14 protein-coding genes are annotated in these 14637 nt (G+C 50.5%); 9 read left to right on the plus strand and 5 right to left on the minus strand.

Annotated elements, in window-relative coordinates:
* The first annotated feature begins 18 nt into the window (after positions 1 to 18).
* Genes nikB through nikE form a run of 4 tightly spaced genes read left to right on the plus strand, consistent with a single transcriptional unit; the run spans position 19 to position 3464 of the window.
* A complete protein-coding gene (gene nikB, locus A7K91_RS11150; protein ID WP_068682641.1) occupies positions 19 to 963 on the plus strand; it encodes a nickel ABC transporter permease subunit NikB in 945 nt (314 codons plus the stop codon).
* On the plus strand, positions 960 to 1793 hold the full coding sequence (gene nikC, locus A7K91_RS11155; protein ID WP_068682643.1) for a nickel ABC transporter permease subunit NikC: 834 nt from the start codon (positions 960 to 962) through the stop codon (positions 1791 to 1793). Before nikB ends, nikC begins: the two co-directional genes overlap by 4 nt.
* Positions 1794 to 1809: 16 nt before the next feature.
* Positions 1810 to 2631 carry a nickel import ATP-binding protein NikD gene (gene nikD / locus A7K91_RS11160; RefSeq protein ID WP_068682645.1) on the plus strand — a complete coding sequence of 274 codons (822 nt, stop codon included), beginning with the start codon at positions 1810 to 1812 and terminating at the stop codon, positions 2629 to 2631.
* Between the two features lie 11 nt (positions 2632 to 2642).
* Positions 2643 to 3464 carry a nickel import ATP-binding protein NikE gene (nikE, locus tag A7K91_RS11165; RefSeq protein ID WP_068682647.1) on the plus strand — a complete coding sequence of 274 codons (822 nt, stop codon included), beginning with the start codon at positions 2643 to 2645 and terminating at the stop codon, positions 3462 to 3464.
* Positions 3465 to 3951: 487 nt separating this feature from the next.
* Here nikE and A7K91_RS11170 read toward each other — a convergent pair whose 3' ends face one another.
* Both A7K91_RS11170 and A7K91_RS11175 read right to left on the minus strand, forming a co-directional pair.
* Positions 3952 to 5202 (minus strand): MFS transporter, encoded by a 1251-nt coding sequence (locus A7K91_RS11170; protein ID WP_156739482.1) that lies wholly within the window; start codon positions 5200 to 5202, stop codon positions 3952 to 3954.
* Positions 5203 to 5586: 384 nt separating this feature from the next.
* Positions 5587 to 7734 carry a glycoside hydrolase family 52 protein gene (locus tag A7K91_RS11175; RefSeq protein WP_068682648.1) on the minus strand — a complete coding sequence of 716 codons (2148 nt, stop codon included), beginning with the start codon at positions 7732 to 7734 and terminating at the stop codon, positions 5587 to 5589.
* A 153-nt stretch (positions 7735 to 7887) separates the two neighbouring features.
* On the opposite strand from A7K91_RS11175, the gene A7K91_RS11180 reads away from it, so the two are divergent.
* Positions 7888 to 8859, plus strand: coding sequence for an AraC family transcriptional regulator (locus A7K91_RS11180; protein ID WP_068682650.1), 972 nt, complete (start codon positions 7888 to 7890; stop codon positions 8857 to 8859).
* Between the two features lie 138 nt (positions 8860 to 8997).
* Here the strand turns inward: A7K91_RS11180 and A7K91_RS11185 are convergent, their stop codons facing one another.
* The gene (locus A7K91_RS11185) at positions 8998 to 9402 is read right to left on the minus strand and encodes a helix-turn-helix domain-containing protein (RefSeq protein ID WP_068682652.1); all 405 of its coding nucleotides are present in this window, start codon (positions 9400 to 9402) and stop codon (positions 8998 to 9000) included.
* Positions 9403 to 9555: 153 nt separating this feature from the next.
* Here A7K91_RS11185 and A7K91_RS11190 point away from each other — a divergent pair, with 153 nt between their 5' ends.
* Entirely contained in the window at positions 9556 to 9792 is a 237-nt protein-coding gene (locus A7K91_RS11190) for a Rha family transcriptional regulator (protein WP_068682654.1), read from the plus strand.
* The gene (gene sda / locus A7K91_RS11195) at positions 9789 to 9971 is read left to right on the plus strand and encodes a sporulation histidine kinase inhibitor Sda (RefSeq protein WP_068682656.1); all 183 of its coding nucleotides are present in this window, start codon (positions 9789 to 9791) and stop codon (positions 9969 to 9971) included. Before A7K91_RS11190 ends, sda begins: the two co-directional genes overlap by 4 nt.
* 259 nt (positions 9972 to 10230) lie before the next feature.
* Here the strand turns inward: sda and A7K91_RS26415 are convergent, their stop codons facing one another.
* On the minus strand, positions 10231 to 10368 hold the full coding sequence (locus A7K91_RS26415; protein WP_156739484.1) for a hypothetical protein: 138 nt from the start codon (positions 10366 to 10368) through the stop codon (positions 10231 to 10233).
* A gap of 145 nt (positions 10369 to 10513) precedes the next feature.
* Here A7K91_RS26415 and A7K91_RS11200 point away from each other — a divergent pair, with 145 nt between their 5' ends.
* Entirely contained in the window at positions 10514 to 11374 is an 861-nt protein-coding gene (locus A7K91_RS11200) for an SDR family NAD(P)-dependent oxidoreductase (RefSeq protein ID WP_068682658.1), read from the plus strand.
* Positions 11361 to 12935 (plus strand): AMP-binding protein, encoded by a 1575-nt coding sequence (locus A7K91_RS11205; RefSeq protein ID WP_082967386.1) that lies wholly within the window; start codon positions 11361 to 11363, stop codon positions 12933 to 12935. The genes A7K91_RS11200 and A7K91_RS11205 overlap by 14 nt, the downstream gene beginning before the upstream one ends.
* Before the next feature lie 385 nt (positions 12936 to 13320).
* Here A7K91_RS11205 and A7K91_RS11210 read toward each other — a convergent pair whose 3' ends face one another.
* Positions 13321 to 14613: an MFS transporter gene (locus tag A7K91_RS11210; RefSeq protein WP_068682660.1), complete on the minus strand. Its 1293-nt coding sequence runs from the start codon at positions 14611 to 14613 to the stop codon at positions 13321 to 13323.
* Between the last annotated feature and the right edge of the window lie 24 nt (positions 14614 to 14637).

Consider the following 14637-nt stretch of genomic DNA (forward strand, 5'->3'; position numbering starts at 1 on the left):
CCGGCAGGGAGGACATACATGATTATCTACATTGGGAAACGATTGCTCGCAATCGTTCCCATTATTCTTTTTACGATTTTGATTACATTTATTCTGATTCATGTATCGCCCGTTGACCCGGCGGAGGCTTATTTAACCGCTGCCCATATCCATCCGACCGAGGAGCTGCTGGCCCAGAAGCGCCATGAATTTGGCCTGGACCAGCCGCTGCTCGTTCAGTATGGGCGCACCGTTGTCAAGATGGCGCAGCTTGATTTTGGCGTATCCTATGTAACGAATGAGCCGGTATGGGATGAGGTCGTGTCCAAAATGCCTGCGACGGCGCAGCTAGCCGTCAGCAGCATTTTTTTTGCGATTATCGTCAGCATACCGCTTGGTTTTTTGTCCGCTGTCTACAAAAATAGTGTGATTGATTACGTTAGCAGAGGACTTTCCTATATCGGCGCGTCGATTCCCCAGTTTTGGCTTGGTTATTTGCTGGTGTTTTTTTTCTCCGTCAAGCTGGATTTGCTCCCCGTTGAAGGCAGGGGCTCATGGCTGCATCTTGTGCTGCCAACGCTTACTCTGTCGCTTGCGCTGATTGCGATTTATACCCGGCTGCTTCGCGCCAGCGTGCTGGAGCAGCTGCAGGAGCCTTACGTCATGTATGCGAGGACGCGCGGTATCAAAGGACGCATCATTATGGTCAAGCATGTGCTGAAAATAGCGATTGCTCCCGTCATAACGGGACTTGGCATGAACGTAGGCAAATTGCTGACCGGCGCCATCATTGTGGAGCAGGTTTTTTCATGGCCGGGGTTCGGGCGTTATTTTGTAGACGCGATTTTTAACCGGGATATTCCCGTTATTCAGTGTTACGTGTTTCTGGCAGCTTGTTTGTTTATTATTTGCAACCTCATTGCCGATCTGGTTCAGCTCTACATGGACCCCCGAATTTCCCTGAAAGGAAGAAGCGAATCGTGATTGCAAAACTACGCGCTATTCTGAGGGATCGGAAAGCCATTGCCGTATGCTCGGTTATTTTGCTTCTTTTTGCTATGGTGGCGCTTTTTGCTCCATGGATTTCTCCGCATGATCCTGTTAAGGTGAATTTGGCGATTAAGCTGCAGCCTCCTTCAGGGGACTATTGGCTAGGGACGGACCATTTGGGGCGCGACAATTTTTCACGTTTATTGCATGGAGCCCGCATATCGCTTGGACTGGCCTTTCTGATTTTTATCGCTTCTTTAGGCATCGGCTTGGTGGTTGGCGTTATTTCCGGCTACAGAGGCGGGTGGCTGGATGCCTGGCTGATGCGCTTTTGCGAAGCGGTGATGACCGTTCCCAATCTTGTACTTGTATTAGGCATGGTTGGCATTTTTGGCCCCGGCCTGGGGCAGGTAGTGCTGGCGCTGATGCTGGTGCAATGGGTTTATTACGCCCGCATGTTCCGCGGTATGGTTATTAGTCTGAAGGAGCGGCAGTTTATTGCGGCCGCCCGCATCAGCGGCTCCTCGGAGTGGAAGGTGATCAGGCGCCATGTGCTCCCCAACGTGCTGCCGCCTATTTTGGTCATGGGAACGCTTGAAATGGGCTGGGCGATTATGGATATTTCAGCGCTATCCTTTCTGGGACTCGGTATTCAGCCGCCAACACCGGAATGGGGAGCCATGATCCATGAAGGTAAAGCCTTTATACGCAGCCATCCGGAGCTGATGCTTTATCCGGGCTTGATGATTTTGTTAGTGGTCATATCCTTTAATCTTTTGGGCGAAGCGTTGTCTGAGCGATTCGGGGTCAAACGACGGATGTGAATGGGATGGGGTCAAGGTGGAAAAAGCGTACAAAGCATTGGAAGTTAGCGGCTTGCATGTACATGTAAAGTCTAAGCAAGGGATGACTCCGCTAGTCCGGAATATTCATTTTGAAATAGAACGCGGAAGCGTGCTAGGTCTTGTCGGGGAAAGCGGCTGCGGCAAATCGGTTACATGCAATGCCCTGCTGCGGCTACTGGACCCCAGGCAAACAAGCGTTGAAGGCAGCGTCAAGCTGAACGGACGCGAGCTGAGCGGCTTGCATGAGGAGGAAATGCGGCAAATTCGTGGGAAGGAAATAGCCATGATTATGCAAAATCCGATGAGCGCTTTTACTCCGGTGTATCCGATTGGCGATGCCTTTATCGAAACGATTCGCACACACACCCGCTTGACCAAAAAGCAGGCGCTGGAGCTCGCTGTCAGCTCCATGGAAGCGGTGAACCTGCCTGACCCCGCCAGTCTGCTGAACAAATATCCGTTTCAGCTCAGCGGAGGGATGCTGCAGCGGGTCATGATTGCCATTTGCATGAGTCTTCGCCCTGCGGTCGTTATTGCCGATGAACCCACCACGGCGCTGGATGTGGTCAATCAGCTTGGGGTGCTCAAAGAGCTGGATCGCCTTCGTGTGGAGCATGGGATGGCAATTTTGCTCATTTCCCATGATTTGGGCGTTATATCGGAGCTTGCGGACGAGGTGGCCGTGATGCAGCATGGCGAAATAGTCGAAAGGGCGGATGTGTTCCAGCTTTTCGACCATCCCAAGCATCCCTATACCCAAAAACTGCTCCATGCAAGACCAAAGCTTATCCGAAATGAACCGAAATATAATAGATAGGGGGGGACGACATGCTGCTTCAAGTCAAAGAGGTGACTCACGCCTACCGCGAAAACAGAACGTTTTGGTCGTCCTCCAGGCAGGCCCCTGTGCTTTCCAATGTCTCACTAACCTTGGAGGAAGGGCAATGTCTGGGTCTTCTGGGGACAAGCGGCGCGGGGAAAAGCACATTGGGAAAAGTGATTCTCGGCATGGAAAAGCCGCAAACCGGCCAAGTTTTGTTTCAGGAACATGATTTTTATAAGGTTCATGGGTCAGCAAAAAGAGCGCTGCGAAGGGACTTGCAGGCGGTTTTTCAAGATAGCTATTCTGCCGTTAATCCCCGTTTGACTGCGGAGCAAATTATTGGCGAGCCGCTGGAAAATTATGAACGATTATCGCAGCGGGAGCAAAAAGCTAAAGTTGGCGAGCTGCTTGAAACGGTAGGCTTGAAGGCAGAGGATATGACGAAATATCCCAATCAGTTCAGCGGAGGCCAACTGCAGCGAATTGCGATTGCCAGGGCGATTGCGTTAAGGCCAAAGCTGATTGTTTTGGATGAATCGGTAAGCAGTCTGGATATGGTTAATCAAACGTATATTCTGGATTTGCTAAATAAGCTGAAAAAGGATTTTGGACTTTCCTATCTGTTTATTACGCATGATATTAAAGCGGCTTATACTCTGTGCGACAAGCTTGCGGTGATGGAGCGGGGAGAAATCGTTGACAGCTTTCAGGACAAGGATCATATCTTCAATTCTACTCATTCCGCTGTAAAAAAGCTGCTTTCCGCCATGCTGCCGGAGCATCCTCGTTATCGCACGCGGATGCGGAGAGATGAGTCTCAAAGCTGAACAATAGAAGCAAGCAATCAAGGGAGTGAAGCGGTCGGGAATAAAGCACATTTGCTTGCGAAGCAAGGTTTTTTCAGAGCTACTTGCGAAGCAAGATTTTTAGAGCACTTCAAGATTTGCGTTCCCGCTTGTCGCCATCACCCCTTGCCATACAGGGAATCGGGGAACATCAACGCTCGGAAAAATCTTTTACAAGTTAGTCCTCATTCACATTTTACCCCCATCGCTGAAGCTTTTTTGTTCATTTTGATTAGCGGACTCGGAGTTCTATTTACTCTAGCGGACATCGCTGACCTTTAGAAGCTGTTTATTATGTTTTGTCACTTTGTAAAGGACATTGGCGACCGTTAAACCCTCAAAATAACGGTATTTACGACTCCCTGGGGTTCTAAAGGACACGGGTGACTGTTGCTCATTGCAAATCTGGAAAATTAAGCCTCTGACGGTCATTAATGACCGTTTTGTTTAGTTGCTAGTTGCAAGCAGGTTAAAGGGAGAGTTTTGAATGTTCCTTTTGGACCATTGTTCTTGAAGTCTTTACAATAAGCGCCGAAAGCACAAAGGCTAAAACCAGCATAAACAAAACTCCTCCAACGATTACGCCCCTGATCGAAAAATATTGCGCCATTGCCCCGAACAAAACGGTCATAATAATCGTAAGCACCGACTCGATAAATCCGTTGATGCCACCAATTCTGCCCATATTTTCTACCGGAATCGTATTTTGATAAAACGTTGCAAAGCCCGTGTTGGCAAACGAGACGAAAAAAGCCAGTACAAAAAAACCAATTCCCGCAACGGTTATAGAATGCGAAAAAGCATAAATGATATAGCCGATAACATTTCCGATCGAACCTATGCTGATCAGCGCCGCTAGTGAAACTCGCTTTACGATGGAGGCGTTGCATAAAGCGCCTATTAAAATGCCTGCGCCTGCAATACTGACGAGAAAGCCGTATTCCCCTTCGTTCAAACCTAATACCATTGTAGAAAACGCCGCTTCCAGCGAATCAACGGCTGACGCCATAACGACCATTAATCCGGCAAAAGTCAAGCAAACGGCCATAACCAGGAGATGCTTCCGGTAATATCGCGACACCAGTTGAAAATCGCTTTTGATCGCATGGATGGAAAATTTCGCAGCTTCACTTTCCTTTTGGAGCTTCCCGTCCTCAAGATTTGGCATCAAAAAGGTGATCATTCCTGAAAAAAACAGAGCAGCGCCATTGATATAAATAGCAGCTAGCGGAGTGCCGAACATAAACAATAAACCCGCGATAGCAGGGCCAAGCAAAAAAGCGCCTGAACCAAGCAAGGAGTTAAGCGAATTGAAGCGTGGCCTTAACGTTTTCGGTATTAGCTTGGTTATATAAACAAACGAGCCTAACCCAAACAGCCGGCTAGCCATTTGAATAATCAGCACCGCGCCAAAAATCATCCATACCGACTGCATCAGCGGCAAAACACATATGACGCCGGCTCTGACAAAATCAAGCACAATCATCAAGCTTCTTTTATTGACCCGGTCAACAAGACTGCCTGCCCAAATGTTGGTGATCAGCCCGGCCAGCGGGCTCATAATGTACAGAATGGAGAGAGCTAGCGGAGAATTTGTCATATCCAAAATAATTAGATTCAGCGCTATAAAATAAACCCACGAGCCCAGGTTCGATACTCCGATACCCAAAAGAAGGATAGCGGGGTATTTCCATCGTTCCTTCCAAGCATCCATTTTCATAGGTTAGCCCTCCGTCCTTTTTTACTAAACACCTAAAATAAAAAAATCACCCCCGGGATTTAAGTCCCGGGGGCGATTATCGCGGTGCCTCCCCGTATTTATCAATATGTCGCCATATTGACCTTCGCGAGTAATGATATATTCCTTACTCATGCCCGATAACAGGGGCGTCTGTCACATCATTTTCTAATGAATCCGATGTGCGGCTCGGAGTCTTGGTTCAACGGGCCGTCCACGCTCCTTTTCAGCTGCCGGAGCTCTCTGCGGAGAACTAACCTGTTTACTCTTCTCGTCAAAGCGTTTGAAACAGATTAGCATATTGTGCCTAACGTGTAAATATTTATTTTACGGTTACTCCCAAAGGGGTGCGAAAAAACGGACAGCTTACTGCGCCTGCTTCTCGTCCAGCCAAAGGATAGAGGTTACGCCGCGCGGGTAATATTTGCTGCCAACCGCCGTGCCGGACAGGATCTGGTCGCTCCAGCTCCAGAAGGCATTTTGTGGAGCAAGCAGCCAGGAAACATGCGCTTCGTCGGCCTTGCGGCCTTTTTCGTCCCATGCCAGATCCAGAATATGGCGTGCCACGAATTGGCAAAGATAAATTTTGCTGAGCCACGAATTGTTGCTGGTGGAGGAAAGCTTCCAAGCGCCGTTCGGGAACAAGCAGATGCCTTCTGTCAGCACCGTGCCCAAATGCTTGGACAAAGCCTGGATGTAGTCGCCATAACGGCCGTTACGCTCCAATGCCTCCGGACAGCCAAATGCATAAGGGAACACAAGACCTTCGATGGAAGGGATGATGCGGGAATCGTTGTTTTCGCCAACAACGCCCGGAATGTAGCCGCCTTCCGTCATGTAAGAGGCGATGGAGGCTGCGCACAGCTCGCTTTGGCGGCCTGCCGCAGCGGCAAGCTCTGCACGTCCGTTGTCGCCCAGAATTTTCTCCAGCGCGATGTAGGCAGCCCAGCATTTGCTGGCGAGATAGCTGTTGTTGCGCGCTTGCCCAAGCGACTGGTCAAGACTGTCGTAGGTGGTGATTTCCGCGCCGCCCTTGCAGCGGGAGCTGTCAAGGCCCATAATGCCGTTTCGCTTCGCCGGGTCAGGATTATCGCGGTTCATCATGCTGACCAGACATTCCTCCAGCAGAGGCAGTCTTTTGGCCAGCCAATCGTTGTCGCCCGTATGATTTACATAAACAGCGGCGCAAAGCACCCAGTTGACAAGCTGCTCATGTGTCATATAGGAGAAGCAGCCGTCAAGGCCTGCTTGCTCGTAGCAGGAATAGCCGGGACGGGAGAAGTCGTTGCCGACGCCCATATCATGCGTAAAGCTTATGCCGCCGGGATGGAGCGTTTCGTCGCCAGGAAAACGAACCTCGTCGCGGTAGCTGTAGCGCTCGGCGTATAGCTCCAGCTCGTTTTTGACCGTCCAGGGATTGGTGCGGATTTCGTAAAAGAGCTGATCCACGGTCAGATCAAAGGTATTGATCATCCGGTATTCGCCTTCATTAACGTTCCAGAGCGGCTGGCCTTTCCAGTCCAGGAACTGGGTACAGCCATAATAGCTGCGAATCGCGTGAGCCATCATAAAGCGCTGATCATGTGACAAATCTGCTTTGTCCAGCATTTCGTCAGCCTTTTGGCTAGTTGCTTTTATCTCGTCAAAATGGTTCAAGGCGTAAGCCCCAACCTCTTCAATGCTGCCAAAATAACGCGTATACCAGTAAGAAGCGTCGATGCCTGTTGTAACAATGCCGTCGCGGAAGAAGCAAAGCGCAAAACGATAGGTGCGTTTTTCACCCGCAGGCGTTTCCATCAAGAGCGCGCCAACCTTGCCAAGCCCAAACTGATAGTTCTCCTCATGCTCGTTTTCGATCAGCTTGTCGATGGAAAAATGCTGTGCTGCGATGATGCCTGCATCCTGTGTCACAATGGCCGAAAAACGGCCTTGGCCTACGCCAACCATCTTATCGTCAACGGAGTTAATACGTCTCATCACGCTGTAGGGATCGGAGCCGCCGTAGCCGAACCAGGCTTTGCGGGCTTTTTTTCCTGCTGTATTGTCAACGGTCAGCTCGGCCAGAATAGCTGGCACAACCGCTAATTTGAGCGCTTTCTCATCCCCGGAAGCGGGGTCCGGAACCGGGCAAACCTGCGAATACAGGGTGAAGGTCAAATCGCCTGCTTTCCACGTGTCACTGCCTGGCCCGAAATAACGGGAAATTTCGGATTCCCGGTGCGAACGAAGCTGGCCTGTGGAGTGGGCGGAGCCGTCGTCATGCTCCTGCTCCGACTCGTAACGCTTGCTTTCATCCTCGGATTCCTCAAAAAACGGGAATGCTGCATAACGGCCGTTTTCCTCTTCTAGCGCTATATAAATATTTTCCTTGGGCGGCTGCGCCCGTTCGATGTCGAATCCTCCGCTTGCGCCGGGGAACCCGACTGTAAAGCTGGAAAAAGCTCCGATAGGGGAATGATGGGCATTAAAAAACGGCGTTTTGTGATGTTTTCTTGCGTTTTGCCATTTGTCCATGGTTAGTCTCCTTTGCAATCTTTGCTACCATCTTACAAAGGAGTTCAGGAGACAGGGATGGGCAAAGCGATCCACTTTTTGGACAAAGCGTACCCATAGAGGCCGCAACCTATTATAATGAAGATAGCAATCCGAATAGAGGTGGAAACTTTTATGCCGAAAACAAAGCCGGATGCCAAATCTCCGGTATTATCGGAATATAGACAGCCGGATCTTCGCTTGTCGCTCCAGCTTTTTGCCCCGCATGCGCGCAAGGTGCTGCCGGGGTGGTCATATGAGCGCCATCAGCATCCCTTGTTCGAGCTGAATATGGTGATGGAGGGACAGCAGCTGTGCGAAACCGACAAGGATTCGTTTGTTATGGGGCCGGGCGAGCTGATTCTGCTGAAGCCCGATGAATATCATGCATGCAGCGCTGTTGGTTCATCCGCCATGCGTTATTGCTGTATTCACTTCGAGGTGGACGAGCCTTCGCTGCGGCAGGCGTTATGCAGTATCGCTTCCACGCGCCACAAGGCAGGCAGTCCGCTTGCCGACGCCTTGTCGCCAGTGATGTGCAAAGCAGCCGGAAAAATAGCAGCTCATGTGGAGCCTGCTTCACAACATGGCAAGCCGGGGGAAGCCGCACATGCCGCCGTCGGGAATGAGCTTGCCGCCGCGCGGAATGAAGGGGCGTCCAGATGGAGCGTGCTTGCGCTTGCTTTTGAGCTGATGACGTCGCTTGGAGCTATTATGGAGAATCCTCCGCCCGGCCTGCTTTCCGATTCCGCCGGAGGAAACGGCCTGGCCTCCCGGATTGCGGACCAGCTTGCCAAGCTGGTGGAGGAGCGCCAAAGCGCGGATCAAGCCGATGCGGCGCATGGAGGCATCGCGGATATTTCCAGAGAGCTTGGCTACAGCGTGGCGTATTGCAACCGTGTATTTAAAGGGGTGTTCGGCATGTCGCCCCGACAGTATTTATCCACTCTCCTGCTGAGGGAAGCCAAGCTGATGCTGCTCAATCGGCAATTGACCATTGACGTTATATCGGAGCGGCTTGGTTACCGGGACGTTTCCCAATTCAGCAAGCAATTCAAGCGCTGGACGAACGTTTCACCCAGCCAGTTCAGACAAATGCTTGGTTAGCTTGTTCCAGGCTCCAGGCGCGACCGCGAAGATACGCCAAAAAAAGAAGGACGTCGCCTGCATTCCACGGAATGGTCGATGTCCTTTTCTTTAACTGGAAGATTGAGGTAAAGCAGCGCATGGCGATCCGTAACGGTTTTAGGATTCGTCAGCCTGAGGCTTATCACTATCGCGTTGCCTGGAATCGTCATTCTGCTGTCTGCGGTAGGTGCTGAACGCCAAATATTCCGTTATGAAAGTCCGCTCGCGATCCGGCAGCTCCTCCAGACGGCAATTCAATTGCCCTTTTTTGTCAAAAAAATAATCGGCTTCCTGCTCGCGGACATTGCCGAAGTCCCTGCGTTCCTTGCCAGTCATCAGCCAGTCGAGGCTTACATTAAAATAACCTGCAATTTCGATGAGCTTTCTGGCGGAAGGCGCTGAAATATTGCGTTTCCAGTCGCCGAAATTTCCTGTAGAAATTTTCAGCTCCTCGCAAAACGCTTTTTTGGTCATTTTTTTCTGTTTAATGAGTGCCTCGATTCGTTCATAAATCGTCTGCATCCTCAAAGCTCCCTCCAAAAGTGTTTAAAATATACTAATTTAAGTATTTTATGGTTGTAAAATTACTTATTTAAGTTATAATAAGTACATGGCAACACAGTTGCCTAACAAATTATAACACATTTTGGAGGCAGTGATTAAGGAGGAGGCGCAATGAACCGCAAAAAGGGGATAACCTCCTTGGGCTGGGCGATCAAAAAAAGGCTGACGGAGCTGGAGATGGATCAGAAGGAATTTTGCCGTCTGTACGGTATTCCGGAATATCGGTTATCCAATTTGATTAACGGAACGCGGAAAGCCGTGAAATATCGCAAAGCTGTTGTAGCTATTTTGGAGATTCAGGACACGGAGGAAAGCGCGAACGGGGCAAAGGGCGGAAGCCGGGAATGAAAAGACTTTCCGACGAAGAGTTGACAGGCGCCTATAAAAAGGCAATCGAGCTGGAGCTGGAGAGTCATTTTGTAGCTATGCTGCGGGCAGAGCTTGAGCTTAGAGGTCTTGCGCCGCCAGTCAGACAAGCTGCCGCATCCCATGTAGCGTGCAGCGCAACGGGGAACGAAGATACATAAGAATAGGTACCCAAATTCATAAGCCAGCCAGACATTTGCTTAGGGCGTATCTGAAAACCCGCTTGAGGTCATCTTGCACCGCCTTTTCGCCCCCTGCTGCGTCAGTTTTGTTTGACTTACCCCCGGTAAGCCTGCACAAAACTTCCTTGCTTGGGACAAAAAATCGGCACAATCTGTTCCACTCGGAGTATTCAGACACGCCCTAGTTTGTCGGGGGCGCAGCCTTTCCGCCAGGAAAGAAAGCCCCCGTCCTGGCAGACTAGGTATGTTCGCCTTTAATTTGCTTCATGGTTTGGTCTTGAATCTGATCGTCATCATGCAGCAAGCTTTTTCCTGCTACAGGTACAAATACAAAGCTGATAATGAGCAGTATGGTCATAATGATGATATACGTCACAAAAGAGACCTCCTTTCAAAATGCTTCTTTCATTAGTTTAACTTTTATTAACTTATTGGGAACGTTTTAATTGGTACAAATTTGTGCCAATCGTGATTTTGAGCATTGACTTAAAGACGGCAGAACTCCAAAAGGGGGCGGGCGAATGGAGCGACATCATTTGTTGAACCGGCTTTTGTTCGGGGGAATAGCCTTGAATGCTGCAAAGCTGGAGCATGCGGTGTCGGGTAAATGTATACTCATAACCGGAGCCAGCTCAGGCATAGGGGAGAAAACTGCGCTGCTGCTAGGGAATTACGAGGTTAGACTGGTTCTGATCGCAAGAAGAGGGGATAAGCTGCAGGCTATAAAGGAAACAATCGAAGCCCGCGGGAAAGCAGCGGTAACGATTATGACGGCAGATTTGCGCAATGAGGATGATATGGAAAAGGTACTTGGCGGCCTTAGGGGGCTCCCGTATGGGATGGACATCGTTGTCAGCAATGCAGGCTTGTCCATCCGCAGGGGAATAGAGGAGTCGCTGGAACGATACCATGATTTTACAAGGACAATGGCGATTAATTATTTTGCCCCGGTCCGGCTTTTGCTGCACTTAATTCCTGAGCTGGAGGCAAAGGGCGGCCAGATTATTAATGTGTCAACCATTAATGCGAGGCTGGCTCCTTTCCCTATGTGGGCTGCTTATCAAGCGTCCAAGTCGGCATTCGATGTTTGGCTTCGGTCGGCTTCGCCGGAGTTGAGACTGTTGGGGATTGCCGTAACAACCCTTTATTTGCCCCTTGTTCGAACCCCGATGATCGAGCCTACGAACGCATATGCTGACATGCCTGCCATGAAGCCGGATCAAGTGGCGGCGCTTATTGCGAAAGCCATGTACAGCCGAAGACGGCTCTGGAAACCGTGGTGGCTGGGCCCAGGAGAGCTTGCATCTCTTTTTTTTGAAGGACTGGCGGAAAAATGGTTTATTTTCAAACGTAAAGGAGCCAAGAGGGATGGGGATTTTTAAATTGCTACTTGTACTGAGGCAAACCGGCCTTTTGTCTCCGCCAGGCTTGACCCGGCTTATAATGAGCATTACAAGGCACGGCAGCAATCTGATGGCGCTGTTGGCCATATCCGCCAGAACCTATGGCGGAAAACCCGCCTTGAGGGATGAAAACGAAAGCTTGAGTTACCGGGAATTGCTTCTGCAATCCGAAATCCTTGCGCACGAGCTAAAAAGCCGCTACAGAATAAAACGCGGGAGCAGAGTCGGTTTTTTGTGTAAAAATCACGCTGCGCTGGTTAAGTCGCTGTTTGCGGCATCGCAGGCGGGAGCGGATCTTTTTTTGCTTAATGCGGAGATGGGGCGGGAGCAGCTGGAGCATACGATACGAGAACGTTCCTTTGACCTGGTGATTCATGATCCGGCATGGACCTCGCTGCTTGAGCAAATGGATGGCCCAACGGCGATGCTTCCTGCCTATGCCGGGCTTGTTGAGGGAGAAGATCAGCTTTCTGTCGATCAGCTATGCCGTGAAGAGTTGTCAGGTCATTCCGCTGATGAAACCCGTCGCTCCTTAACGAGGGAATCAGGGGGGCGCTTGATGCTGCTGACAGGCGGAACAACGGGTAAGGCAAAAACAGCGCCGCATAAGCCCTTCTTGTTTTCCTACCTGAACCCCATGTCCACATTGCTGGATAAGCTGCAGCTTATGAAATGCGGTACAGCTTATATCGCAACGCCTATTTACCATGGCTATGGAATCGCGATGCTGCTGTTATTTATTGCGCTTGGCAAAAAGATCGTTGTAACTTCCGGCTTCCAGGCTTGCCATGCCTCCGAGCTTGTCAAGCTTCATCGCGTTGAATTTATATCGGTGGTGCCCATCATGCTCAAAAAAATGCTGGCGCATGACCCCGAAGCTTTGCGTTCCCTGCGCTGCATAGCCTCTGGCGGCGCCGAGCTTCCGGTTGCGCTTGCGGAGGAGGCAAAGCGCGAATTAGGGGATGTGCTGTTTAACCTTTACGGAACCTCTGAGGCGGGACTAGCCGCTGTTGCAACGCCGCTGGAGCTGATGGATTACCCTGGGACGATTGGCAAAAGGATTAACGGAGTCCCGCTTGTTGTCCAGAATTCCTCCGGTCAAATAGCGGAGCCGGACGAAATAGGGATGGTTGCACTACGGAGGAAAGGTGTTTTTATAAGGAAAAGCAGCTTTATTGCAACGGGAGATGTGGGATGGCGCAACAGGAAGGGGTATTTTTTTCTGTGCGGACGGGTGGATGACATGATTGTATCCGGCGGCGAAAATGTGTATCCGGTGGAGCTGGAGCGGGTGCTGCTTGGCCATCCGCTCATTGCGGATGCCGCTGCCCGCGGGGTTCCCGACGACGACTTTGGCCAGAGACTGGTTGCTTATATTCAGCTTAAGCCTGAAGCGGCGGTTTCGGCGGAGGAAATTGCCGATTGGCTGCGGGGCAAGGCAGCGCGTTACCAGATGCCAAGGGACATCCTTCTGGTCGACGAGCTGCCTTATACCCCGCTTGGCAAGGTGGACAGAAAACGGGTTGGGGCCAAAGAGTGAGACTATAAAGAAAGATAATAAAGAAGGATAATAAAGAAAGATAATAATGAAAGACAATAAAAGAAAGACAATAGAGTGAAACATTAAACATATTGGCTATTTTGTATGATTTTCCACTCAAAATGCGGGTGCTCAATGCCATAGTAATCGTTTTTGTGTGACGTATCGTATAAAACAACAACTATGGCGCAGCGCATCCTTCATTTTGTATGAATATTCATACAACGTATAGCCATCGAAGGGGTTAATACGATATTTTGAGTGATTAATCATACAAACCCAAACCCAAACCCAAACCCACGTCCAACCCCCCACTATATTGCACATATGCTTTAAACGGTTTATGCATCAGAAGCAAGCATATCAACCCTGTTTTTTAGCGGCTTCAAGCGTCGGCAGCAGCAGAAGCCGCCGGTTTTGCAGGCCATAGCCGCGTTCCCAATACCAGTGCCGATAATCCGGTAGCAGAAACGACAACGCCGATCCAGAAGAAAACGTCGCTTGATCCCGCCAGCTCTGCCCACAGGCCGCCAATTGGCGGAGCGCCTATCATGACGGCATTTAGAATGCTGTTTTGTATGCCGAATACCCGGCCAGTCATTTCCGGACTGCTTTCGGCTTGCAGACAATAATTAAACGTAATCATCAATGCGCCGTTTCCAACCCCTAGCAGCACGCCAAGCGGAAGGGTATGGAGGAGGGTAATTCCCGCCTGCAATAAACCTAACCCAACAAGCGAACCGCCTACCAGCAGGTAGCCGCCCCCCAGCTTCCACGCGTATCCGCCTACTTTATTGTATTTGACCATTACCAGCATTAGCAAAACTGCGCCAGCCCCGGCGGCCGATACAAACCAGCCCAGCATGCTTTCCTGCTCGGGAGCCAGATAACGGAACAAGCTTGTGAATTGAAAGTCGATGGTTTGAATGGCGAGAGCGGCAATAAACCCCAGCATCATCGTATTTCGCAATGTCTTATTCCTGGCAATATAGGCCCAGCCTTCCCGCCACAAGGCGCCAAAAGAGGGTTTTTCCTGCCCCTTTGTATCAAGTGCTTCCGGTTTTTCCGAGGCTGAGCCGTTGGCTTCTACCGAACGATTAGCGGGCAGCTTTATTCCCGTCAGCAGCAAAAAGGAGCAAAGCCGGAAAAAAGCATTGATGAGGATACACCATTGCGGCGCCACTACGGAAAGCGCCATTGCTCCCAGCAACGGCCCCGCAATTTTGGAGCCTTGATTGGCCATGCTGTTAAGCGAGGTCGCTTGCAGCAGCTGGTCCTCTCTGACGACCGACCGCGTCAGAGATTGCTGGGCCGGGGCCTTGATTGTACCGACTGACGCCCTAAGCATTAGAAGCGGAAGCAGCCAGACCATGTTTGGAGCAAAAAAGACAGCGATTGTTAAAGCGACGGTGCATAAATCGCAAAGCCTCATCATTCCGAGCTTGCTAAAGCGGTCCACTGCCGCGCCGGCGACAGAGCCCAATATTATGCCTGGCAAAGCCATCGCAATGGGAATAAGCGCGAGCATGATGGGACTCGCGTGCCAGCGGTAGCCCACCAGCACCTGAATAGCCAGCATATCAAACCAATCACCCAGCGAGGATGAAGCAAACGAGCCATACAGCTTCATAAATAGCCGGTTTTTCAGCAATCCGGCCTTGCCTGTTCCTTCTGACATATGAATACCCTCCGTTTGTGTTGA

Source organism: Paenibacillus oryzae (assembly GCF_001675045.1).
GTDB classification, from domain to species: Bacteria; Bacillota; Bacilli; order Paenibacillales; family Paenibacillaceae; genus Pristimantibacillus; species Pristimantibacillus oryzae.

Coding starts and splice junctions, on each gene's coding strand:
- A7K91_RS11210 (WP_068682660.1), bottom strand. CDS start 14,613: ATGTCAGAAGGAACAGGCAAGGCCGGATTGCTGAAAAACCGGCTATTT.
- A7K91_RS11180 (WP_068682650.1), top strand. CDS start 7,888: ATGCCGAAAACAAAGCCGGATGCCAAATCTCCGGTATTATCGGAATAT.
- A7K91_RS11190 (WP_068682654.1), top strand. CDS start 9,556: ATGAACCGCAAAAAGGGGATAACCTCCTTGGGCTGGGCGATCAAAAAA.
- A7K91_RS11185 (WP_068682652.1), bottom strand. CDS start 9,402: ATGCAGACGATTTATGAACGAATCGAGGCACTCATTAAACAGAAAAAA.
- nikB (WP_068682641.1), top strand. CDS start 19: ATGATTATCTACATTGGGAAACGATTGCTCGCAATCGTTCCCATTATT.
- A7K91_RS11200 (WP_068682658.1), top strand. CDS start 10,514: ATGGAGCGACATCATTTGTTGAACCGGCTTTTGTTCGGGGGAATAGCC.
- sda (WP_068682656.1), top strand. CDS start 9,789: ATGAAAAGACTTTCCGACGAAGAGTTGACAGGCGCCTATAAAAAGGCA.
- A7K91_RS11205 (WP_082967386.1), top strand. CDS start 11,361: ATGGGGATTTTTAAATTGCTACTTGTACTGAGGCAAACCGGCCTTTTG.
- A7K91_RS11170 (WP_156739482.1), bottom strand. CDS start 5,202: ATGAAAATGGATGCTTGGAAGGAACGATGGAAATACCCCGCTATCCTT.
- A7K91_RS11175 (WP_068682648.1), bottom strand. CDS start 7,734: ATGGACAAATGGCAAAACGCAAGAAAACATCACAAAACGCCGTTTTTT.
- nikE (WP_068682647.1), top strand. CDS start 2,643: ATGCTGCTTCAAGTCAAAGAGGTGACTCACGCCTACCGCGAAAACAGA.